The following is a 22,594-nucleotide window of genomic DNA, read 5'->3' as shown; positions in this document are numbered from 1 at the left end:
GAACCAATGGAGAATTAATATGGACTTGGCTGCACTAATGCCCTTTTTAACAATTATCGGGGGGATCATCCTAGTTATTTTAGGGTTCTTTGGGTTATTCAAAGCCTTCTATATCAAAGTTCCACAAGGTACTGCTTTGATTGTCAATGACATGTCATCACAGCCTAAAGTGCATTTTACAGGGGCATTAGTTTACCCTGTCATCTACAAAAAAGAATTCATGCGTATCTCTTTGCTAACACTTGAAGTTGATCGCCGCGGTAAAGATGGCTTGATTTGTCATGATAACTTACGTGCTGATATCACTGTTGCTTTCTATTTGCGAGTGAATGAAACGACAGAAGATGTGCTGAAAGTTGCAAAAGCTATCGGTGTTGACCGTGCATCAGACCATCAAGCGGTCAGTACATTATTCAGTGCAAAATTCTCTGAAGCCTTAAAAACAGTCGGTAAGCAACTGGATTTAGCCACTTTATTTGAAAACCGACAAGACTTCCGTGATCGCATTGTTGATGTGATAGGAAAAGACCTTAACGGCTATGCACTTGAAGATGTGGCGATTGATTACCTAGAACAAACACCAAAATCAGCCTTAGACCCAAACAATATCTTTGACTCCGAAGGTATTCGTAAAATTACTGAAATCACCGCGATCCACAATATTGAGACCAACCAAAAAGAGCGTGATCAAGAGCTCGCAATTCAAAAGAAAAACGTTGAAACCCGCGAAGCAAGTTTAGCCTTAGAGCGCCAACAAGCCGATGCCGAAGCTCGCCAAAAACGTGAAATTGATAATATTCGTGCACGTGAACAAGCTGAAACCTTACGTGTTCAAGAAGAAGAGCGCCTTAAAGCAGAGCAAGCGCGTATTCAAACCCAGCAAGAAATTGAAATCCGTGAAGAAAACCGCATGCGCGAAGTTGAAGTTGCTCAACAAAACCGTACTCGTGCAGTCGCCATCGAAGAAGAACGCGTGAGCCGCGCACGTGAGCTCGAAATTGTTGCCCGTGAAAGAGAAGTTGAATTACAACGTATAGAAAAAGAAAAAGCACTCGAAGAAGAACGCAAAAATATCTCCAATGTTATACGTGAGCGTGTAGCCGTTGAAAAAACCGTGGCACAAGAAGAAGAACGCATCAAAGAAGTTCGTGAAGTCTCTGAAGCTGAACGCATGCGCCAAGTCACCGTGATTAACGCACAGGCAGAAGCAGAAGAGTCGCTAGTTCGCCAAGTGAAAAAAGCCGAAGCTGATGAAGCCAGTGCTAAACACCGTGCAGAAGAAATAAGCACCATGGCACAAGCAGAACTCGAAGCATCGGCAAAGCAAGCTGAAGCCAAAAAGCGCTTAGCTGAAGGGGTTGAAGCCGAACACGCGGCATTAGGTTTAGCAGAAGCTCGAGTTCGCCAAGCAACTGCAGAGGCAGAAGAAAAAGAAGGTCTTGTTCTTGCCAATATTACGGCTGAGAAACTGTTAGCAGAAGCACGTGGGCTAAAAGAAAAAGGCTTAACGGAAGCTCAGGTTATGGAAGCTAAAGCTAAAGCAGAGCAACAACAAGGGTTTGCTGAAGCAAAAATCCTTGAAGAGAAATTAGCAGCCCAAGCTCGTGGTGAAGAACAACAAGCAAATGCTAAAGAAAAACTAGGCTTAGCTGACGCGAAAGTACTGGAAGAAAAACTGGCAGCACAAGCTCGAGGTGAAGGACAATTAGGTTCAGCGCAAGCAGAAGTTATCCGCCAACGCTTGAAAGCTGAAGCCGATGGTTTAACCGACAAATTTAAATCAATGGATCACCTCAGCGATACTGCACGTTCACATGAAGAGTTTCGTATGCGCCTTGAGAAAGAGTTCGAACAATCCATGGCCTCTATCGACGCAAATAAAGAAATTGCCCGCGAGCAAGCTGATGTATTGGCTGCAGCTCTTAGCAAAACCAATATTGAAATTGTGGGCGGCGACGGCAGCTTCTTCAACACCTTCTCTAAAGCACTAAGCCTCGGTAAAGCGGTTGATGGCTTTATGGATAAAAGCAGTTTCGCAAAAGAAAATGTCGAGAAGCTCATAAATCGTAGCAAAGAAGACAAAAAAATTGATATTGCCGCATTATTGAAAAACCCAGAAGTTCAAGACCTTATCAACGGTTTTATGGCAGCTAAAGGGGCTAACCAGCCAGCAAAAACAGTCATGTCAAAACCGATTCCACCGACGGATGACCAGCTGTAAACCTTTAGCACATTGGGGTAGTGAACCTACCCCCTATTGTTCTTCATTATTTGTTTTCCATTTTTATTGTCTTAGTTAAGGGAATTCGCTGCGCAATGTCAGATATTCAGGATACGGATCGCGAACAAGAAATACTCGATAGCGCTGTTGCAGAAGGCGGTGCTTATGAAATATTACGCAAACGCCTGACCGACCAAGGGCAACAGCTGCATCAAAAAGCCGCACAACTCAATGAAATGCGGTTGGATGAATTTGGTCAAAGCCAAATGGATATTATTGGTCGTATTCGCATTCGTACTGAAAATAATTGCCAAGCAAGGGACATTGTCCGCGTCGGTGAATGGCTCTTATTCGGTTATAACGTATTCCTCGGCCTAAAAAAAGAAACGCACCTCGAAGATGTATTTTCACTATATCGGTTAATTGAAAACGACAATGAGTTTGATGTTGAAGCAGTCCCTTATGAAGATACCTTCTTGAGTGATAATCGCTTTGTTCAAGATTTTACTGAACTCTATACCTATTATAAGAACACACAGTTACTGCAACTTGTTGAACGGGACGGCAAACTTCTTGCTAGTTTTCAAATTGGCGATCGCATCACGGACGTGCGAGTTTTTCGCTGGTCAATCTCCAGCGACAAACGCAAAATTGAGTATATTGATAATCGGGGTGAACGCGATATCGCCCTCCCACCAGCCTATGATTTTGAATGGCAAAAAACCACACGGGAAGACACGGTTAACGGCCGATACCCTCACATCAATATTCTTGACACTGTATTCATAGAAACTATTGGCGGTGATTTAACCATCAAGTGTGAAAATAACACTGAAGATGGTTTGGGGATTTACCAAGAAGCTGTTCTTGATAAAAACCAATCTTTAGATGACGCACAAATTGAATATGCACAAACTGGCAGTTTAATTATCTTAAAAGTTTTACCCTATCGAGAAGAAACTTGGCGTTACTTGGTTTACAACACGCTGTCTCAATCTGTACAACGCATTGATGCCATTGGGCAAGCATGTGTCCAGCTACCAGAAGACCACGGTATTATTTTCCCTGGCGGCTACTACTTACAAAATGGTGACTATAAAACGTTTGAGCAGTCTATGGATGGAATGCGTTTTCGCCGTTTGCGTCGTTCTCCAAATGGAGAAGATGTCCTATATGTTTTCTATTCACCAAATCAAGGTCGTATTGCTCTATTCAATTACAATTTAATTGAACGAACACTTTCAGTTCCGCTTATTGGCCATGGCTATGCCATGCTTGAAGACGGAAAAATGGTGTTATTTGAAGGTGAAGGCGAAGAAGCGACTCGCGTTCATCCTATGCAAGTTTGGCAGACCCCATTTTACTCAGAAGAATTTGCCGACCAACAGCCGACTCGTAGCGGTTTTTTAGGGCGTATCGGCAATGCAGATTTAGTTCGAGGTATTTCTGAAATATTACATGTTTCCAAAGAAATAGAAGGCAGCCAAATTTCTATCGCTCGCTACGAACAGCTCAGCCAACAAGCAAAAAATTTACTGGATATTTATTACTGGTTTGGTGATGAACAATGCCTTGGTATTGGCAAATTGCTCAAAGAAATCACCCAAACAAGTGAACTTGTCCTTGATGAATATGAGAAGGTCGAAAGCATACGGCAGCAATCAGCTAAATCAATGAATGAAGCCATCAGCCGCCAAAAATCACTACTTTCACTAACGTTGCCTGAAAGTTGGGCTGATATTCAACAATTTGTTGATGGCTTAAATGCCCTGAGTGCTCAACGCGGGCACTTGATTTCACTGCGCGAATTTCGCTATATGGATTTAGAAAAGCTTAGCGAAATGGAAAGTGAAATAGAGAAAAATCAACAATATGTATCGCAAGAAACCGCTGTTTTCCTGGCTAGCGATAAAGCATTACAGCCCTTTAAAACACAATTAACTGTTTTCGAAGAACAAATAGAAAAAGCCCAAAACAGTGCTCAGTTAGACATTCCCATGAAGGATATGGAAAAAATGTCTACTGATTTAGATATGCTATCAAACTTAATGGCTTCACTGAGTTTCAACGATGTCACACAACAAACCCACATTATTGATGCTATTTCGCAAATCTATGCTCAGCTAAACCAATCTAGAGCTCGTTTACAACAAAAACGAAAATCACAAAGCAGTGTGGAAACCGTCGCTCAATTTGGCGCACAATTCCGGCTGTTCAGCCAAGGCATTACCAATGCCCTGTCTCTTGCCACTGATCCTGAACGTTGCGATGATCAGTTATCAAGATTGCTTGTTCAGTTAGAAGAACTCGAAAGCCAATTTAGCAATCATGATGAATTTCTTGATGATATCTTGGCTAAGCGGGAAGAATTACTCGAAACCTTTGAATCACATAAACAAGTTCTTATTGATGACCGCCAACGCCGCGCCCAAAATTTAGTTACTGCAGCAGATCGCCTACTAGACAGCCTGCAACGACGAACAACTCGTTTACAGTCTCAAGATGAGCTCAATGCCTTCTTTGCCTCAGACCCTCTCGCGCTTAAAACACGTGAAATAATTGAGAAATTAAGGGAAATTAACGATAACGTTAAAGCTGATGATATTGATGCACGTTTGAAATCCTCTCGGGACCAAGCCATTCGAGTTTTGCGTGATAAAACAGATATTTTTGAAGATGGTGGGAATGTCATTAAGCTCGGTCGTCACCGGTTCAGCGTAAACACTCAAGAGCTTGATCTCACTATTTTACCAAAAAATGAACAACTATGGGTTTATCTCACTGGAACAGATTTCCAAGAACCCATAGAAAATGAACAACTATCACAACTCAAACCTTATTGGAGTGCCTCATTAGAGTCCGAATCTAATACGGTTTACCGCGCAGAATACCTTGCTTATTCAATTATCTATGCCGCAACAAAACGCCAAGAAGGGCTAGATTTTGATATCCTAAAAAATGCATTAACATCAACGGAAAAACTTGAAAAAATTGTCCGTGATTTTGCGAGCCCACGCTATAAAGAAGGCTATGAAAAAGGCATTCATGACCACGATGCTGTTGCTTTACTGAAAAAACTACTGCCAATCGGTGAAAGTGCAGATTTATTACGGTATAGCCCGACAGCCCGTGCTATCGCAGCTATTTATTGGGAGCAAGTACAAAACGACGATTTCCCCGCTTTATGGCCTGAACGTGCAAGAACAGCCATGAATATTCACCAATTATTCCATAATGACAATGCACTTCTTGACCTACAAGCCGAAATCGAAGCTGGGATTAGCTTATTTTTACAAAATAACCCCATTCAATGCCAAGCTTATGAGCAAACCCAAGCCGCTGAATACCTTAGTTTTGTATTAGCAAGAACTCCGATAGAGCTCGTCTATAGCAAGTACGCAAGGGAGTTAGTTTTAGCGCTCCAGAGCCGCTTAGAAGAAACCCATATGTGGGGTGATTTTAATCGCTCACAACAAAATTTAGGGGCTCGCTACGCCCAGCGCTGGTCATTAGTTCAAAACTGGCTACAAGGGCTGTGCTCAATCCCTGAATTTGCTCACCTTGTTCCATACATACCGGGTGCTATTGCCATTATTATCTTAGATAAAGTAGCTTCCGCTCGCTTTAGTGAAGCAGACCTTTACTTTAAGGTTAGCGGGTTGCTCGGTGAACACCCGACCATTGAAAACCAAACTCTAGCACTGAGTTTAGATAACTACTTCAGTCGTATGCGTGGTCAAAGGAAGCGATTCATTCCCGAATTCCGCCAGTATCAAACTCTGCGCCAACAAATTGTGACTGAAGAACGTAGCCGTTTAAAACTGCATGAATACAAAGCAAAGCCACTAAGCTCTTTTGTACGTAACAAACTGATAAACGACGTCTATTTGCCTATCATTGGCGATAACATGGCAAAACAAATTGGGGCTTTAGGGGAAGGTAAACGCACTGACCTCATGGGGCTGCTATTAATGATTTCACCGCCCGGGTACGGTAAAACCACTTTAATGGAATATGCCGCTGACCGTTTAGGGCTAATTTTTATGAAGGTCAATGGGCCTGCTCTTGGCCATGATGTACTTTCTCTTGATCCTGAACAAGCGCCTAACGCAACGGCAAGACAAGAGCTAGAAAAGCTCAATCTAGCTTTAGAAATGGGTAATAATGTGATGCTATACGTTGATGATATTCAGCACACACACCCTGAGTTTTTGCAAAAATTTATCTCTTTATGTGATGGAACACGACGCATTGAAGGGGTTTGGAAAGGCAAAACCAAAACGTATGACATGCGGGGTAAAAAATTCTGTGTCGTTATGGCAGGTAACCCTTATACCGAGTCTGGAGAAGTTTTCCGGATCCCTGACATGCTTGCAAACCGCGCTGATATTTATAACCTTGGTGAGGTGCTAGGGGGTATGGATGAAGCATTTGCTTTGAGCTATATCGAAAACAGCCTGACATCAAACCCTGTATTAGCCCCTCTTGCATTACGAGATCTGAACGACCTGTACTTATTTGTCGATAAAGCGATGGGCAAATCTGTCTCTACCAATACCTTAAGTTACCCATACTCTGATGCAGAAATTAATGAAATCACCTCGGTAATCAGCAAGTTAATTAAGTTACGGGATGTTGTATTGAAAGTGAATCAACACTATATCGCTAGCGCAGCGCAATCCGATAAGTACCGGACAGAGCCTGCATTTCGCTTGCAAGGTAGTTACCGTAATATGAATAAACTCAGCGAAAAAGTCTCTTCAGTGATGAATAATAATGAACTTGAAAGATTACTCGATGACCACTACTTGGGTGAAGCACAGCTGCTCACAACGGGTGCAGAAGAAAACCTACTCAAACTCGCTGAACTGCGTGGTACATTAACAGAAAAAGATTCTGCACGTTGGCAACAAATCAAGAAAGACTTTATGCGTAACAAATCGTTAGGTGGAGATAATGCAGATATTGGTGATCGGGTTGTTGGCCAGCTAGCGTCACTCGTTGAAAGTGTTCAAGCACTTGGCAACCACTAATGAGCTATTTATCAGGGTATCCTCGCGTTAAGTTATTAACCTCAATTGTTGCAATTTTTATTATTGTTCAATCGGTTAATAGCTTAACCGCTGGCGGTTTAACCCAATTTGGGCTAGTTCCACGTACAGAATGGGGCTTGCTCGGTATCTTCTTCGCTCCATTTATTCATGGAAGCTGGGAGCATCTACTCAGCAATTTGCCTCCATTTATCATCTTAAGCGCATTATTGCTTCATCGCACCATCAAAGCTTACATATTGGCATCACTGTTTATCATTATTGCTGGTGGGTTAGCAGTTTGGCTCATTGGTAGGAATGCAGTTCACATCGGCGCAAGCGGGTGGGTTTTTGGTTTATGGGGGTTGCTAATTGCTCAAGGCTTCTTCCGGCGAAAATGGGGTGATATCGCTATCGCATTATTAGTGCTGTTCTATTTTGGCACAATGGCTAGCGGCTTATTACCTACTCACTTATACATCTCAACTGAATCACATATAGCGGGGGCTATTGCAGGGGCTATCTATGCATGGCTGAGTCATCGTTACCATCAAAAAACCAATAATCGCTCACCTTAAATTAGCACCATCACAATTATGACTCACTTTTTATGCTTTATTTAAATTTATGTATCTTTTTATGTGATCGTGGTTCACATATTAACAATTAACTATAAATTAACCATTTATTAACATTGCAATAATGATAGTCTCGAAAAATAATAACAACATGGGACTCAATAAATGAAAAAACACCTCATCTCAATCGCTATTGTTCTAAGTTTAAGCTCCTTATCACTGTCATCATTTTCTCAATCAACTCAAATTAAAATTGAACGAGATAATTATGGGGTCCCTCATATTTATGCCAATGATACTTATAGCCTGTTCTATGGGTACGGCTATGCTGTGGCACAGGACCGATTATTCCAAATGGAAATGGCCAAACGCAGTACCCAAGGTACTGTTTCTGAAGTATTAGGTAAGGATTATATTTCTTTTGATAAAGAAATCAGAAACAACTATTGGCCTGATTCTATCCATAAACAAATCAATCAGTTACCCTCCCAAGAACAAGATATTTTAAGAGGGTATGCAGATGGTATGAATGCATGGATTAAACAAATCAATACTAAGCCAGATGACTTAATGCCAAAACAGTTCATTGACTATGATTTTTTGCCATCCCAATGGACGAGTTTTGATGTTGCTATGATTATGGTCGGTACAATGGCAAACCGCTTTTCCGATATGAATAGTGAAATTGATAACCTAGCATTACTCACTGCGCTTAAAGATAAGTACGGTGAACAATTGGGAGTAGAGTTCTTTAACCAAATTAATTGGCTTAATAATCCCAATGCGCCAACAACAATATCATCAGAAGAGTTCACCTATTCAGATTCACAAAAAACAAAAAATATATCTCAATTGAATCAAATTAGTGATTACCGACTTACTGCTCCCATGTTTGAACGCACAGCCAAAGATACAACTGGAAAAGTCATTGCACTTTCTTCTCAAGAAAATAATGCGTTAATCGCTAAGCAATATGAACAAAGTGGTGCGAATGGGCTAGCTGGCTACCCAACCACCAGCAATGTTTGGCTTGTTGGAAAAGCAAAAGCTTCTGGCGCAAAAGCCATTTTACTTAATGGCCCACAGTTTGGTTGGTTTAACCCAGCCTATACATACGGTATTGGCTTACATGGGGCAGGGTTTAATATTGTCGGAAATACACCGTTTGCTTATCCCGCGATTTTATTCGGCCATAATGGACATATATCTTGGGGTTCTACCGCTGGGTTTGGTGACGGTGTTGATATATTTGCAGAACAAGTTTCACCTGAAGACCCAAATAGCTACCTCCACCAAGGGCAGTGGAAGAAAATGCTTTCTCGCCAAGAGACATTGAATGTAAAAGGTGAACAACCCATTACTTTTGAAATATACCGTACTGTGCACGGTAATGTGGTTAAACGGGATAAGACAACTCACACCGCCTACAGCAAAGCTCGCGCATGGGATGGCAAGGAGCTTACATCCTTAATGGCTTGGGTAAAGCAAGGACAAGCGCAAAACTGGCAGCAATGGCTAGACCAAGCACAAAACCAAGCACTGACGATCAATTGGTATTATGCAGATAAAGACGGAAACATTGGCTATGTCCATACCGGACACTACCCCGATCGCCAAATAAACCATGATCCTCGTTTACCAGTATCAGGCACAGGAGAATGGGACTGGAAAGGTATACAACCCTTTGCTAATAATCCAAAAGTGTATAACCCCAAATCAGGTTATATCGCCAACTGGAATAACTCTCCAGCTAAAAATTACCCCGCTAGCGACTTATTTGCCTTCTTATGGGGCAGTGCAGATAGGGTGAAAGAAATCGATAACCGCATTGAAGCCTATGATAAGTTAACGGCTGATGATATGTGGGCGATTTTACAGCAAACTAGCCGTGTCGACCTTAATCATCGCTTATTTACACCATTTCTAACTCAAGCGACACAAGGTTTGCCATCAAATGACAATAGCGTCAAATTAGTGTCCATGCTCCAGCAATGGGATGGCATAAACCAGTTATCAAGTGATGGAAAACATTATATTCACCCAGGGTCTGCTATCCTCGATATCTGGTTAAAAGAAATGCTTAAAGCCACCCTAGGCCAAACCGTCCCTGCACCATTTGATAAATGGTACCTAGCGAGTGGTTATGAGACGACGCAAGAAGGCCCAACAGGGTCATTAAATATCAGTACAGGTGCAAAATTACTGTATGAATCTCTCTTAGAAGATAAATCCCCCATATCTCAGTCTATCGATTTATTTTCAGGACAACCGCAGAATGATGTTATTAGAAAGACTTTGAATACGACTTACCAAAAAATGATAGAAAAATACGGTGATAACCCGGCTAATTGGCAAACACCAGCCACGGCATTAACCTTCCGTGAAAATAATTTTTTTGGTATACCACAAGCCTTACCTCAAGAAAATTTCCATCAAAATGAATACCATAATCGGGGAACTGAAAACGACTTAATCGTGTTTACCGAAGAAGGGGTGAGCGCATGGGACGTTGTAGCTCCAGGGCAAAGTGGCTTTATTTCCCCGCAAGGAAAACCTTCGCCTCACTATCAAGACCAACTCTCTTTATATCAGCAATTTGGTAAGAAACCGTTATGGCTTAACAGCGAAGAGCTGGCGCCATATATTGAGTCAACTGAAACACTAATAATTGAGAGATAATACTATTATTAAGCTAAATACCAAGGTGTCTCGGTATTTAGCTTTTAACCTTCACACGATACACACAGCGCCCAGCACCATTTAGTAAGTACTGTTCGCGTTCAATGCTACCATTATCACCCACAATCTCACTGAACAACGCCAATTCCGACCGACAAAAGTTTTGGCAAGCAGTGGCTGCTGCACAAATTGGACAATGGTTTTCGATAAACAACCAACTGTCACCATCTTGCTCAACCTTCGCCATATACCCTTCTTCGCTACGCACTTCAGCCAATGCTTCAAGCCGCTCAGCTAATGGTAAATTTTTACAACGGGCAAAATATTTTTCTCTGCTTTCCGTTTCCCTTTGGTTAATCAGCTTTTCTAGTCCTTCATCTCCAAAAATAGTACGAACGGAATCAATCAATTGCAGAGCAAGTTGCGCGTGAGTATCAGGAAAGCGTTGATGCCCCAACTCCGTTAATACCCAATTTTGTCGAGGACGTCCTGCCCCTGTTTGCGATAAGCACTGCGCCCCCTCTACTAACCCTAATGACGTCAGTTTTTGGATGTGCTGCCTTGCAGCTTCTCCGGTCATATTTAAATCATTTGCGATCACAGCGGTAGAAATTGGCCCTTTAGTTTTGATACAAAAAAGAACCTTATCCACGGCCTGTGTCAAATTTAAATTATCAAAGTAATTACTTGCATTAATCATTATGCGACTCTATTATCCAAGCTATTACTTGGATAATACCTCTTTTTCTACTATTCCGTCTAGCGGGTCTCTCTATGAGCAATGAAACATCAACCATACCTCAAGCCAAATGGGCTGATTTACTCAGTGGCACTAATGCATTACTCACTATTGCCCTAACTGGAGGTGTTGCACTACATGCTATCAATATTTATATCGTAACAACCATATTGCCTAGTGTCGTTAACGATATTGGTGGTCTCGAATATTACGCATGGAATACCACTTTATTTGTAGCAACATCCATTGTCGGTTCAGCCCTTTCCAGTAAAGTATTAGACCGTTTTGGGCCTAAATATTCTTATTTATTCGCACTCATTCTCTTTTCTTTGGGGTCTATTTGGTGTGCAGCGTCCCCATCAATGCTGGTATTACTTGGTGGTAGAGCATTGCAAGGGCTGGGGGGTGGTATTCTATTTGCTCTTAGCTATGCATTGATCCGCATTGTCTTTACCGAAAACTTATGGTCCCGAGCAATGGGAGTTGTTTCGGGTATGTGGGGAATAGCAACACTCTGTGGCCCTGCAATTGGGGGGATTTTTGCAGAAAGTGGCCACTGGCGTTGGGCATTTTGGGCTTTACTGCCTGTCGCTGTTTTTCTCGCACTCATTGTCATCAATCAACTTCCTAAAAAGCAAACTCAAGCACCAAAAAACAGCAAAGTTCCATTCCTAGCGATTTCTTTGTTAGTGATATCCGTTCTTGCTATTTCAATTGGAAGTTTGTCTGAAAGTTTATTCATAAACCTTATTGGTTTGTTAATTGGTCTAGCCATACTGCTGACTATTGCCTTACTCGATGGCAAAAATGACAGACGCTTATTACCAACTGGATCCTATTCACTCAAAAGCCCACTTGGCGTCATATTTTTAACCATGTGTTTGTTAGTTGGAGGCATGACAACAGAAATTTATGTCCCTTATTTCTTACAAACCATCCATCAGTTTTCTCCACTCACTGCGGGTTATTTAACCGCAATAATGGCCGCAGGTTGGACCATCGGAGCGCTCTTTAGTGCCAATAAAACGGGGGCGATTGTTATCCGAATTATTCGAATAGGGCCGGTCATCATATTGATGTCTTTAATTGTTCTTGCTGTTTTAACGCATAATCAACAGCTTATTGAATCATGGCCACTGTTCGTTATTTATCTCATCGCCATGGCAGGGGTGGGTCTAGGAATTGGTGTGTGTTGGCCTCATCTGGTATTGCGTGTTTTTAAAAATGCGCCAGAGGGAGAGGAAAACCTCGCATCCTCTTCCATTATTACCATTCAATTGTATGCAACCGCGCTATCTGCCGCCTTAGTGGGAGTCGTCGTCAATAATAGCGGGCTAATTAACCCTGGGGGGATTGCGGGAGCACAGCAAGCTTCAATCTGGTTATTCGCCCTATTTGCTATTAGCCCATTACTCGCAACGGTATTAATCCGCAAAATCAGATAAAAAAGAGCAAAAGGGAGCCAAAGCTCCCTCTTTAATGAAAAATCAATCTAATGAGTTCGTTAATACCTTTTGGGAGCGTAAAAAATAAGGCAGAACAATAATACTGATCAGCAGAACAAAAATAGTTGCTACCATCACCCCTAAGAAAGCATGATCAAAGGCAATATTGGCCTGATTTATCAACGCAAATGCATTATTTGCTGGCAGTGATTCAGAAACTAATAAGGCCTCATCAATACTGTCATAAACTTTATCACTGACAGTTATACCTTCAGGCAGTGAAAGTTTTAACGTATAGATAGCACTCATTAGTCCCCCCATAAACGTTACGCCTAAAACGCTGCCAATTTCATAAGCGATTTCTTCAATTGATGCCGCCATACCTGCTTTTTCATCGGGGGCATTTAACATCACCGTGGTCGAAGCCGTTGTAAAAATAGCACCCAAACCAAAACCTATCAAAAAGAGGAATGAAAGTAACAGAATACCTGTCGAGGTTTGGTACACCATCGTTAAACCAACAACACCAATTAACGTACAAGTAAACCCAAAAACAGTGAGTTTTACCTCACCAAATTTATGAAGGTACATACCTGCCAATGGCGCAGCTATCACCGAAGCCAATGGAATTGGAATGATATATAACGCTGCCTCAAACGGGGTATAACCCAAAACCAGCTGTAGACGTTGACTTAGTAATAGCTCGACACCAACAATAACTACAATGGATAAAACCGCCATCATCAGCCCTGCATTGAATTTAGGGTGCTTTAATAACGTAAAATCAATCATTGGTGATGTGGATTTAACTTGTCGATTTCTAAATACCACCAAAAAGAAAACCCCAATAACACCCGAGACCAATACCGCTGGCCAATCGGTATAAGGTTTACCGAGCTCCTTCAACGCATAAATAACACCAATTAGACCAATTAATACTAAAATAGAACCTAAAATGTCGATTTTTTTATCGCTGTTACCACCACATTTAGGGATCAAATAACACGCAAACGGAATAACCAATAAAACGACCGGCACATTAATGAGAAAAACAGAGCCCCACCAAAAGTGGTTAAGTAAGATACCGCCGATCAAAGGGCCAATAGCCGCGCCACCTGAAGCAACTGCCGACCATATTCCAATAGCGAGAGCTCTTTCTTTCGGGTCTAAAAAAACATGTCTTACAATCGCAAGGGTGGCAGGCATACTTACTGCAGCACCTACAGCCAAAAAGCCACGAGACAAAATTAAACTGGTTGCTGTTGGTGAAAAAGCTGCACACAACGAAGCTAAACCAAATAATGGTAACCCCAACAAAAACATTTGCTTGTGACCGACTTTATCACTTAGCATCCCTGCCGCAGGTAATAAACCAGCGACCACCAGTGGGTAAGCATTCATTATCCACAGTTTTTCAGATGACGTAGCGCCTAAATCATGGGTTAATTTAGGTAAAGCGGTATACAGTACAGTGACATCAATAACGATAAGAAATAGTACACTTGAAACTAATAGAAGCACTATCCAGCGCTTATAATCGGTTAACATAAAATTCTCTCAATGAGTTTATTTGATCATGATTTCTGTGCTGATCGTGCTATAATATAAATCCATACGTACGTATTGAAAAGAGGTTTTTCTAAATGGGACGTCAACGAACAATCGATAGAGAAAAATTACTTGATGCTGCTGAAGACATTGTTCTACAGCAAGGCGCTACAGCGCTCACTATCGACGCAGTCGCCAAAGCAATGGGGATTTCCAAAGGCGGTGTTCAGTACTGTTTTGGCAATAAAGATGCCTTAATCGATGCAATGTTTGAGCGTTGGGGCCAGTCCTATGATGAAATTTTCAATCAAACAATTGAACAAGATAACTCCCCTGAAGGGCAAATTTTTGCGCATATGCAAGCGACCCACCAGCACGACAAAGTCTCGATGGCAAAAGGCGCTTCTTTAATGGCATCCTTATTACAAACCCCTGAATATCTGGAAAGTACGCGTATTTGGTACCGTGAACGGCTTGCTAAGTTAGACACCTCAACAGAAAAAGGTAAACAGGCCAGAATTGTTTTTCTAGCCACTGAAGGCGCTTTTATGCTGCGCTATATGGGATTCATGGAAATTGATGATAATGAATGGCAATCTATATTTAGTGATTTAGAAAATTTATTAAAAGGGTAGACTTAGTCTCTTTTTTTGATATCGATAATAACTCCACTCCAATAAACTAAAAATAAGAAATAAAATGGAGATGATTTAAAATGAAAGTAAATGAATTAAAATTACTTATAGAGACAAATAAAAACAATAATTTTATTAATAATAAGAAACCATTTATCTATAATATAAAAGAAAAGCCCATTAACACTGACTGTGTAGCTTCATTAAAGAAGAAATTTGAAGAGTTAGATAGAAAAACTGACAGTTTTAAAAAAACACAACCGAATAAACCACAAAACCATATAAAAAAAGAATTATTAGAATACGACAATTACGCTTTTGGAAATGATTTAACGAAAAAAAACCTTTACTTTATTTATAGTTCACCAGACTCAAAAAAAATAGAGCTAATACACAATCATAATGAGAACAAAATAAATAGTAACAATGCAATTTTTATCAATATGTTTAGTTTATTAAAAAATGAAACTGATGGTTCCATATATAAAATACATGACTTCATCATTAAAATTGCAAATAAAAATAAAGAATTATCAACAAATCATAGCCAATTCACTCATATCATAACCTTAGAAAATGGGAGGGATGTATTAATAGAAAAATATAAAAAACAAAGTAAATATTCATGTTATTAAAAATAAAAGATAAACCCGGAAAATGTAGATTTCCGGGCTATTTTTATTAGCTATATTATGAATTTATTTTTCTAAGATGCTTATATATGGTCGCTGAGCTAATCCCTAATTCGACAGACACAATTTTATGTGCAGCAGAAAATTCAAACATACCACAGTCATGGAGTTCTTTAATGATTTCAAAGTTTTTATTTTTACTTGGAATGTTTTTATTTAAATAGATCGTATTTTTAATGGGTTCAAGATGATCCATAATTAATTTATTAACATCTTGCGAAAAGTTTTCATTTTTAGAATTGTTCCCCCCGCCCATCAAATCAACCATCGCATTCATTGGCATATCTAATGCCCAATTCATACATACCATACCAATCGGCTGGTTATCTAAATTCACAATTAAGGTTGAAGAAGAGCGAAATGGACGAATACTTTTAGTATTAAAATACACTTCCCAAGATGAATGATTCTTTTTAAAACCAGCCAATTTCTCAAGCGCAATATTCGTTGCAGGAGCTCCAAGTGTTCTCCCTGTTAGATGCCCATTAGCAATGTGGATCACAGAACTGTGTAAATCTTCAAAACTATGCAAAACAACTTCGCAATATGGCCCCAAAAACTCACCGAGACACTCAATCATAGGGGTGTATGACTGCAATAATTTTCGATCTTGCTCAGTAAAAACATAATTAATATTCATATCCATACTCAACAATCCACTTAGTAAATTCCCATAACTTTAATAAATTAGAGTAAATTTTTCAATACTTAATCCATAAAAACACACCTTAGTATAATTTTTTTATACTTAGTCAAAAAATTGACAATAATCACGGAAGGGAAAATATGATTGTGATTTAATCATCAGCGTCAAGATAACAACCAAAGGAACCAATAATGATTATTTCAACTGAAAATGCCCCTAAAGCCATCGGCCCTTATTCCCAAGCCCGAAAAGTTGGCAATAGCGTTTATATCTCGGGCTGCTGCCCTTTCCATCATGAAGATGGCTCTGTCGTTGGTGCCGACATCACCACACAAACAAATCAAGTCATGAAAAACCTAAAAGCCGTTGTTGAAGCCGCGGGATATTCTATGGATGACGTGGTCAAAACCACCTGCTTCATCAGTGATATGAATAATTTCGTTACCTTTAATGGTGTCTATCAATCCTATTTCTCTGAAGGTATCTACCCCGCTCGTTCCTGTGTAGAAGTTTCTCGCCTTCCAAAAGACGTATTAATAGAAGTTGAAGCGATCGTTTTGAAGCAATAAACGCTAAATATAATAATTAAGGCGGATTTATGAATAAGTGGATAAGACTCAGTTTTCTCATTCTTGGTGCTGGTACTATTTTTAAATTATCCAGTATGAAAGATGTTTTTTACGTTCCTATGCAGCAAGATTGGGGACTAACAAATGCCCAAATTGGCTTTGGTTTTACGGTTTACACTATTGTTCAAACCATTGGTCTATTCTCATCACTATATATTGCAGATAGATTCTCGAAAAAAATCCTTCTACCCGTAGGGTTAATTGGGGTTGGGCTTTGTGGTGCGTACTTATCCACTCTTCCGCCATTTACCGGTTATCTCATATCCTTTGCCGTCATGGCATTGTTTGCAGATGTTATTTATTGGCCAGTACTACTTAAAGCCGTGCGCTTACTCGGTGATAAAAAAGAACAAGGCCGCCTATTTGGTTTCCTTGAGGCTGGACGCGGTATTGTAGACGTAATTATTGCTTCCGGTGCATTGTATGTCTTTGTCCTGTTCGGTGAAGGCAAAGAAGGTATGCAAGCTGGGTTAATGTTCTACACCATTGTGACCGTGGTTATTGGGGTTATCACTTATTTCATCGTTAGCGATGATGACAAAAAAGTTGCAGACAATTCATCAGAGGCAAATAAGCAAGTTATTGAAGGGATAAAAAGTGTCATTAAATGTCCTAACTTATGGCTTGCATCGATGACTATTTTCTTTATCTATGCATCATATTGTGGATTAACTTACTTCATCCCATTCTTGAAAGATATCTATGCGTTACCCATTGCATTAGTGGGTGCCTACGGGATCATCAACCAATATGCTCTAAAAATGGTAGGAGGCCCTATTGGTGGTTTCTTATCGGACAAAGTATTTAAATCACCTACTAAGTTCTTACAGTTCACCTGCTTATTATCTGCCGTCGCAATGGGTTTATTCATGATGTTACCTCATGAAAATATGAATGTTTATCTCGGTATGGCGGCAACATTAGGCTTCGGAGCTATTATTTTTAGCCAGAGAGCTATTTTCTTCGCCCCGATGGAAGAAATTGGGACTAAACGTGAGTATGCAGGTTCTGCAATGGCATTTGCTTGTATTCTTGGTTATATGCCTGCGATGTTTGCTTACGCGATTTATGGCTCTTTCCTAGATAACTACCCTGGTATAACTGGCTATAACTTTGTTTTTGGCATGATGATCATGTTTAGCTTGCTAGGTTTCGTGACCGCTAAAATTTTAACTAAACGTATAAAACAACGCGAAATCAATGCAGCAACAGAAAATGAATAGAATTGACATTACAGGTGAAAAAATGAATAACATCGAAGCACAAAAAATTATTGATCGTATTGACTCAATGCCACTGTATCTACACGCTTATGCCTTCCATTTAAACATGAGAAAAGAGCGTATTTTACCCGATGACTTATTAGAAATAGCGAAAAAGCATCATTTAACAGGCGCTAAGATCCATGTTGAAGATGGTGAAACTAAAGCCCTAAAAACCATGAGTGATGCACAACTAGAGGCTTTTGGACAAAAAGCAAAGAAATATAACCTCGATTTAAAAATTGAAACGAGTTCTTCTGCCGCCAATGCAATTGATGAAGCCGTACACATTGCACTAAAAACACTTGCTAGCTCTATTCGCTTTTACCCTCGCTACGAAGGGAATCTTCAAGATGTACTTAAGAAAGTCAAAGCTGATATCCAGTATATCAAAGAAACTTATGAGCACACGGGCCTGAAGTTTGTTATCGAGCAACATGAAGATCTAAAAAGCCATGAACTTAATCAATTAGTCGAAGACGCTGATTTCCCTAATTTTTCATTGCTGTTTGATTTCGGCAATATGTTCAATGCTAATGAACTACCGTTAGAAGCTTTTGATAAAATGAAAGGCAATATCACTCAGGTCCATATGAAAGATGCCGTTCGCCTTCCTGAAGGAAAAGGATTTGGTCACAAAGCGAGCCTTTCAGGTGAAGGAGAAGTACCTTTCAAAGAATTAGTTAAAAAACTAATTTGCTTGGGTGATGAAAAACCACAAGTCATATCCTTTGGCTTAGAAGAAGAAGTTGACTATTACGCACCTGCTTTTCGCTTTGATGATGAAGGGGATAACCCATGGATCCCATATCGTGGCGCAAGTGAAACGCCAATGCCAACAGAAGGGCTCGATGAGCGTTTAGAAAAAGAATTCAACGACGCTATGAACCAGCTTAAATTTGTGCAGAATATCGCGAATCAGCTAAAGCAAGAAGCACTCGCAGTCCTCAATAAATAACGACCCCATGACTCAATAAAAAACCGGTACAGCAGCGTCTGTTGTACCGGTCATCAATATTAAATCAGTATGTCATTACTCAACTGTCACCGATTTCGCCAAGTTACGAGGCTGGTCAACGTCTGTGCCTTTAATCAATGCAACGTGATAAGACAACAATTGCAGTGGTACGGTGTAGAAAATAGGCGCAATTAACTCTTCAACATGAGGCAACGAAACAATTTTCATGTTTTCACTCGCTTCAAAGCCTGCATCTTGGTCAGCAAATACATACAGCAAACCACCACGCGCACGAACTTCCTCAATGTTCGATTTGAGTTTTTCTAACAGTTCATTGTTAGGTGCAACGATGATAACAGGCATATCAGCATCAATTAGCGCTAATGGGCCGTGCTTTAACTCACCCGCGGCATACGCTTCTGCGTGAATGTAAGAAATCTCTTTTAATTTCAGAGCCCCTTCAACTGCAATAGGGAATTGATCACCACGACCTAAGAACAATGCGTGGTGTTTATCTGAGAAATCTTCTGCCAGTGCTTCGATGACTTTATCTTGCGATAACATGCTTTCAATACGAGCAGGAAGCGCATGTAATGCATGGGAAATGCTTTCTTCTAACTCAGGTTTTGCCCCCTTCAAACGACCCATATACGCAACTAGCATCAGTAAAACCGTTAACTGTGTGGTAAACGCTTTAGTCGATGCGACACCAATTTCTGCCCCTGCTTTGGTCATTAAAGCAAATTCAGATTCACGTACTAGAGAAGAGCCCGCCACGTTACACACTGCTAAAGAAGTCAGATAACCTAATTCTTTTGATAAACGCAGGGCTGCCAGTGTATCTGCGGTTTCACCTGATTGAGACAACGTAATCATCAGGCTGTTTTTACGGTGAGCAGGGTTGCGGTAGCGATACTCAGAAGCAATTTCCACATCACAAGGAATACCAGCCAAAGATTCAAACCAATAACGTGCAACCATTCCCGCATTGTAGGATGTCCCGCATGCGACGATTTGAATATGTTCAACTTGAGATAAAATTTCACTCGCACGAGGGCCTAACTCGCTTAAATCGATACCATTGTCTTTGTCAAAACGCCCTTCAAGGGTGTTTTTAATTGCCATTGGTTGTTCGTAAATTTCTTTTTGCATGTAATGGCGATAGACGCCTTTATCGCCTGCATCATATTGAACGTTTGATTCAATTTGTTCGCGATCGACCGCTTCACCATTTTTATCAAAAATATGAACAGTACGACGAGTGACTTCGGCAACATCCCCTTCTTCGAGGTAAATAAAGCGACGAGTCACAGGCAACAATGCTAATTGGTCTGATGCTAAGAAATTTTCACCTACACCTAAACCAATAACCAACGGGCTACCAGAACGTGCAGCAACTAATAATTCAGGAATACGGCTATCCATGATCACGGTACCGTAAGCACCACGCAATTGTGGGATAACACGTTGAACCACTTCCACCAGCGTGCCACCTTTTTGTTGTTCATGGTGAACAAGGTGAGCAATCACTTCGGTATCAGTTTCTGAACTAAAGATATAACCGAGTTTTTTCAGCTCATCTTTGAGCTCTAAATAGTTTTCAATAATGCCGTTATGAACAACCGCAATGTAACCAGAAGTATGCGGATGAGCATTACGTTCACTTGGAATACCATGAGTTGCCCAACGGGTATGTGCAATCCCCGTTCCACCCGATACCGGGTTTTTCTCCGCTTCTTCAGCTAACATTTGCACTTTGCCGACTTCACGTAAGCGTTGCAAATGCCCTTCGTGATCAACAACTGCCATACCGGCAGAGTCATAACCACGATACTCAAGACGACGAAGACCTTCTAACAGAATTTCTGCGATATCACGTTGTGCAACAGCACCTACAATTCCACACATATTTTTTGGATCCCTAGACAAAAGGTTTCTTTCTTGAGAAACCTTCATTTGTCGCAACCTAATTGTTGTACAGTTTTCACTGTTCCCCAGCCTTGTAGAAAATGGGGATATTTTTATATTGCTACCTTAGGTAGCTATTTTATTATTTGCTATTAATTAGCTTTTTTATCATAGGAGAGATATCGCTATCTCTCCTCAAAATTTACTTATTTTTTCTTAACTGGACGCTGCCAGTTTTTAATATGCATTTGCTTTACACGACTAACGACAAGTTCATCTTCATTCACATCACGTGTTACCGTAGTGCCAGCCCCTATTGTTGCACCTTTGGCAACAGAAACTGGTGCAACTAACTGAGTATCTGACCCGACAAATACATCGTCGCCAATAATGGTTTTGTGTTTATTGGCACCATCATAATTACAGGTAATAGTACCTGCGCCAATATTCACGTTATCACCAATTTGAGCATCACCGAGGTAACTTAAATGACCTGCTTTAGAGCCTAAACCTAAAGAGGCATTTTTCATTTCTACAAAGTTACCTACGTGCGCTTTGGCCGCTAATTTAGCACCTGGACGTAAACGCGCAAAAGGGCCAACCGTACATTCGGCTGACAATTCAGAGTTTTCTATCACTGAATATGGGCTGATAACCGAGTTATCACCGATTACACAATCTTTTAATATACAGCCAGATTGAATGTGTACGTTATTCCCTAATGTGACATTACCTTCAATAATCACGTTAGTATCAATAATAATATCGCGCCCATGAGTCAGCGTTCCGCGCAAGTCAAAACGTGCAGGGTCAATTAACATCACACCAGCTAATAACAGTTTTTCCGCTTGTTCTTTCTGATAAACCCTTTCTAACGCAGCCAATTGTAGGCGGTTATTCACCCCTTCCATTTCACTTAAATGTTTAGGGTGAACAGTTGCAATTTTATTACCTTCTTTATGTGCCAATGCAATAATATCAGTAATATAATATTCGCCTTGCGCGTTATCGTTGTTCAGCTGTGCCAACCAACGTTTAAAATCTTTGCCACTGGCAACCATAATCCCAGTGTTAATCTCTTGGATTTTACGTTGCTCTTCGCTGGCATCTTTTTGCTCAATAATACCTACAACTTCATTATTTTCACGAATGATACGGCCATACCCTGTTGGGTTATCTAAAATAACCGTCAGCAAGCCAATACCACCTTCTGGCTTCACTTCAATTAGGCGATCTAAGGTATCTTTCGCTATCAACGGTACATCGCCATATAACATGACAATATTTTCATCGTCTTGGAAGCTTGGCGCTGCTTGTTGCATCGCATGGCCAGTGCCGAGCTGCTCGGCCTGCAATACCCAGTTGAGGTTTTGCTCACCCAGTTTTTCTTTCAGTAAATCACCGCCATGTCCGTATACCAGATGAATATCTGATGCACCAATGGATTTTGCTGTATCTATAACATGCTGAACCATGGGTTTGCCTGCAAGTAAATGCAAAACTTTAGGTAGCTCTGAATACATCCGTGTGCCTTTACCGGCAGCTAAAATCACGACACTTTTTCTTTGCACAGTCATTTTTCCTGAAACTCCAACTTAGGGATGAAAGTAAACCTATTTCCTTT

Annotated in this window: 15 protein-coding genes; 10 read left to right on the top strand and 5 right to left on the bottom strand. The window is 40.6% G+C overall.

Annotated features, from left to right (window positions below):
- Positions 1-19 precede the first annotated feature (19 nt).
- The 4 genes from PR809_RS11605 (at position 20) to PR809_RS11590 (ending at position 10,508) form a co-directional block, all read left to right on the top strand.
- Positions 20-2,221: a flotillin family protein gene (locus PR809_RS11605; RefSeq protein ID WP_102140062.1), complete on the top strand. Its 2,202-nt coding sequence runs from the start codon at positions 20-22 to the stop codon at positions 2,219-2,221.
- A gap of 95 nt (positions 2,222-2,316) precedes the next feature.
- Positions 2,317-7,254: a DNA repair ATPase gene (locus PR809_RS11600; RefSeq protein WP_206276748.1), complete on the top strand. Its 4,938-nt coding sequence runs from the start codon at positions 2,317-2,319 to the stop codon at positions 7,252-7,254.
- Entirely contained in the window at positions 7,254-7,829 is a 576-nt protein-coding gene (locus PR809_RS11595; RefSeq protein ID WP_206276749.1) for a rhomboid family intramembrane serine protease, read from the top strand. The genes PR809_RS11600 and PR809_RS11595 overlap by 1 nt, the downstream gene beginning before the upstream one ends.
- A gap of 165 nt (positions 7,830-7,994) precedes the next feature.
- A complete protein-coding gene (locus tag PR809_RS11590) occupies positions 7,995-10,508 on the top strand; it encodes a penicillin G acylase (protein ID WP_206276750.1) in 2,514 nt (837 codons plus the stop codon).
- Between the two features lie 37 nt (positions 10,509-10,545).
- Here PR809_RS11590 and PR809_RS11585 read toward each other — a convergent pair whose 3' ends face one another.
- Positions 10,546-11,208, bottom strand: coding sequence for a helix-turn-helix transcriptional regulator (locus PR809_RS11585; protein WP_102140066.1), 663 nt, complete (start codon positions 11,206-11,208; stop codon positions 10,546-10,548).
- Positions 11,209-11,282: 74 nt separating this feature from the next.
- On the opposite strand from PR809_RS11585, the gene PR809_RS11580 reads away from it, so the two are divergent.
- Positions 11,283-12,692, top strand: coding sequence for an MFS transporter (locus PR809_RS11580; RefSeq protein WP_166267200.1), 1,410 nt, complete (start codon positions 11,283-11,285; stop codon positions 12,690-12,692).
- Positions 12,693-12,734: 42 nt separating this feature from the next.
- Here the strand turns inward: PR809_RS11580 and PR809_RS11575 are convergent, their stop codons facing one another.
- Positions 12,735-14,240: an MFS transporter gene (locus PR809_RS11575; RefSeq protein WP_166267202.1), complete on the bottom strand. Its 1,506-nt coding sequence runs from the start codon at positions 14,238-14,240 to the stop codon at positions 12,735-12,737.
- Between the two features lie 95 nt (positions 14,241-14,335).
- Here PR809_RS11575 and PR809_RS11570 point away from each other — a divergent pair, with 95 nt between their 5' ends.
- Together PR809_RS11570 and PR809_RS11565 are read left to right on the top strand one after the other, a co-directional pair.
- A complete protein-coding gene (locus tag PR809_RS11570; protein WP_195697966.1) occupies positions 14,336-14,875 on the top strand; it encodes a TetR/AcrR family transcriptional regulator in 540 nt (179 codons plus the stop codon).
- A gap of 80 nt (positions 14,876-14,955) precedes the next feature.
- Positions 14,956-15,510, top strand: a complete 555-nt coding sequence (locus tag PR809_RS11565; protein ID WP_272524527.1) for a hypothetical protein — start codon at positions 14,956-14,958, stop codon at positions 15,508-15,510.
- 55 nt (positions 15,511-15,565) lie between these two features.
- Here PR809_RS11565 and PR809_RS11560 read toward each other — a convergent pair whose 3' ends face one another.
- A complete protein-coding gene (locus PR809_RS11560) occupies positions 15,566-16,213 on the bottom strand; it encodes a helix-turn-helix transcriptional regulator (protein WP_166267206.1) in 648 nt (215 codons plus the stop codon).
- Between the two features lie 191 nt (positions 16,214-16,404).
- On the opposite strand from PR809_RS11560, the gene PR809_RS11555 reads away from it, so the two are divergent.
- From PR809_RS11555 to PR809_RS11545, 3 genes are read left to right on the top strand one after another with little or no spacing between them, the layout of a single operon-like run.
- Positions 16,405-16,782, top strand: coding sequence for a RidA family protein (locus PR809_RS11555; protein ID WP_166267208.1), 378 nt, complete (start codon positions 16,405-16,407; stop codon positions 16,780-16,782).
- 29 nt (positions 16,783-16,811) lie between these two features.
- Positions 16,812-18,065, top strand: a complete 1,254-nt coding sequence (locus PR809_RS11550; RefSeq protein ID WP_125893818.1) for an MFS transporter — start codon at positions 16,812-16,814, stop codon at positions 18,063-18,065.
- 22 nt (positions 18,066-18,087) lie between these two features.
- A complete protein-coding gene (locus PR809_RS11545) occupies positions 18,088-19,062 on the top strand; it encodes a sugar phosphate isomerase/epimerase family protein (RefSeq protein ID WP_206277062.1) in 975 nt (324 codons plus the stop codon).
- A 75-nt stretch (positions 19,063-19,137) separates the two neighbouring features.
- On the opposite strand, the gene glmS is transcribed toward PR809_RS11545, so the two are convergent.
- Both glmS and glmU read right to left on the bottom strand, forming a co-directional pair.
- Positions 19,138-20,970, bottom strand: a complete 1,833-nt coding sequence (glmS, locus tag PR809_RS11540; RefSeq protein WP_181489996.1) for a glutamine--fructose-6-phosphate transaminase (isomerizing) — start codon at positions 20,968-20,970, stop codon at positions 19,138-19,140.
- Positions 20,971-21,176: 206 nt separating this feature from the next.
- Positions 21,177-22,547 (bottom strand): bifunctional UDP-N-acetylglucosamine diphosphorylase/glucosamine-1-phosphate N-acetyltransferase GlmU, encoded by a 1,371-nt coding sequence (glmU, locus tag PR809_RS11535; protein ID WP_166268161.1) that lies wholly within the window; start codon positions 22,545-22,547, stop codon positions 21,177-21,179.
- Positions 22,548-22,594: the final 47 nt, after the last annotated feature.

Source organism: Providencia sp. PROV201 (assembly GCF_028479545.1).
GTDB lineage: Bacteria > Pseudomonadota > Gammaproteobacteria > Enterobacterales > Enterobacteriaceae > Providencia > Providencia huaxiensis.
Note: the sequence above shows the minus strand (reverse complement) of the source record. Positions and strands in the feature narration are given on the sequence as shown.

Bases quoted from the DNA above. Each gene is read 5' to 3' on its own strand.
- PR809_RS11545 (WP_206277062.1), top strand. From the start codon at position 18,088: ATGAATAACATCGAAGCACAAAAAATTATTGATCGTATTGACTCAATG.
- glmS (WP_181489996.1), bottom strand. From the start codon at position 20,970: ATGTGTGGAATTGTAGGTGCTGTTGCACAACGTGATATCGCAGAAATT.
- PR809_RS11575 (WP_166267202.1), bottom strand. From the start codon at position 14,240: ATGTTAACCGATTATAAGCGCTGGATAGTGCTTCTATTAGTTTCAAGT.
- PR809_RS11585 (WP_102140066.1), bottom strand. From the start codon at position 11,208: ATGATTAATGCAAGTAATTACTTTGATAATTTAAATTTGACACAGGCC.
- PR809_RS11605 (WP_102140062.1), top strand. From the start codon at position 20: ATGGACTTGGCTGCACTAATGCCCTTTTTAACAATTATCGGGGGGATC.
- PR809_RS11590 (WP_206276750.1), top strand. From the start codon at position 7,995: ATGAAAAAACACCTCATCTCAATCGCTATTGTTCTAAGTTTAAGCTCC.
- PR809_RS11555 (WP_166267208.1), top strand. From the start codon at position 16,405: ATGATTATTTCAACTGAAAATGCCCCTAAAGCCATCGGCCCTTATTCC.
- PR809_RS11550 (WP_125893818.1), top strand. From the start codon at position 16,812: ATGAATAAGTGGATAAGACTCAGTTTTCTCATTCTTGGTGCTGGTACT.
- PR809_RS11560 (WP_166267206.1), bottom strand. From the start codon at position 16,213: ATGGATATGAATATTAATTATGTTTTTACTGAGCAAGATCGAAAATTA.
- glmU (WP_166268161.1), bottom strand. From the start codon at position 22,547: ATGACTGTGCAAAGAAAAAGTGTCGTGATTTTAGCTGCCGGTAAAGGC.
- PR809_RS11565 (WP_272524527.1), top strand. From the start codon at position 14,956: ATGAAAGTAAATGAATTAAAATTACTTATAGAGACAAATAAAAACAAT.
- PR809_RS11595 (WP_206276749.1), top strand. From the start codon at position 7,254: ATGAGCTATTTATCAGGGTATCCTCGCGTTAAGTTATTAACCTCAATT.
- PR809_RS11570 (WP_195697966.1), top strand. From the start codon at position 14,336: ATGGGACGTCAACGAACAATCGATAGAGAAAAATTACTTGATGCTGCT.
- PR809_RS11600 (WP_206276748.1), top strand. From the start codon at position 2,317: ATGTCAGATATTCAGGATACGGATCGCGAACAAGAAATACTCGATAGC.
- PR809_RS11580 (WP_166267200.1), top strand. From the start codon at position 11,283: ATGAGCAATGAAACATCAACCATACCTCAAGCCAAATGGGCTGATTTA.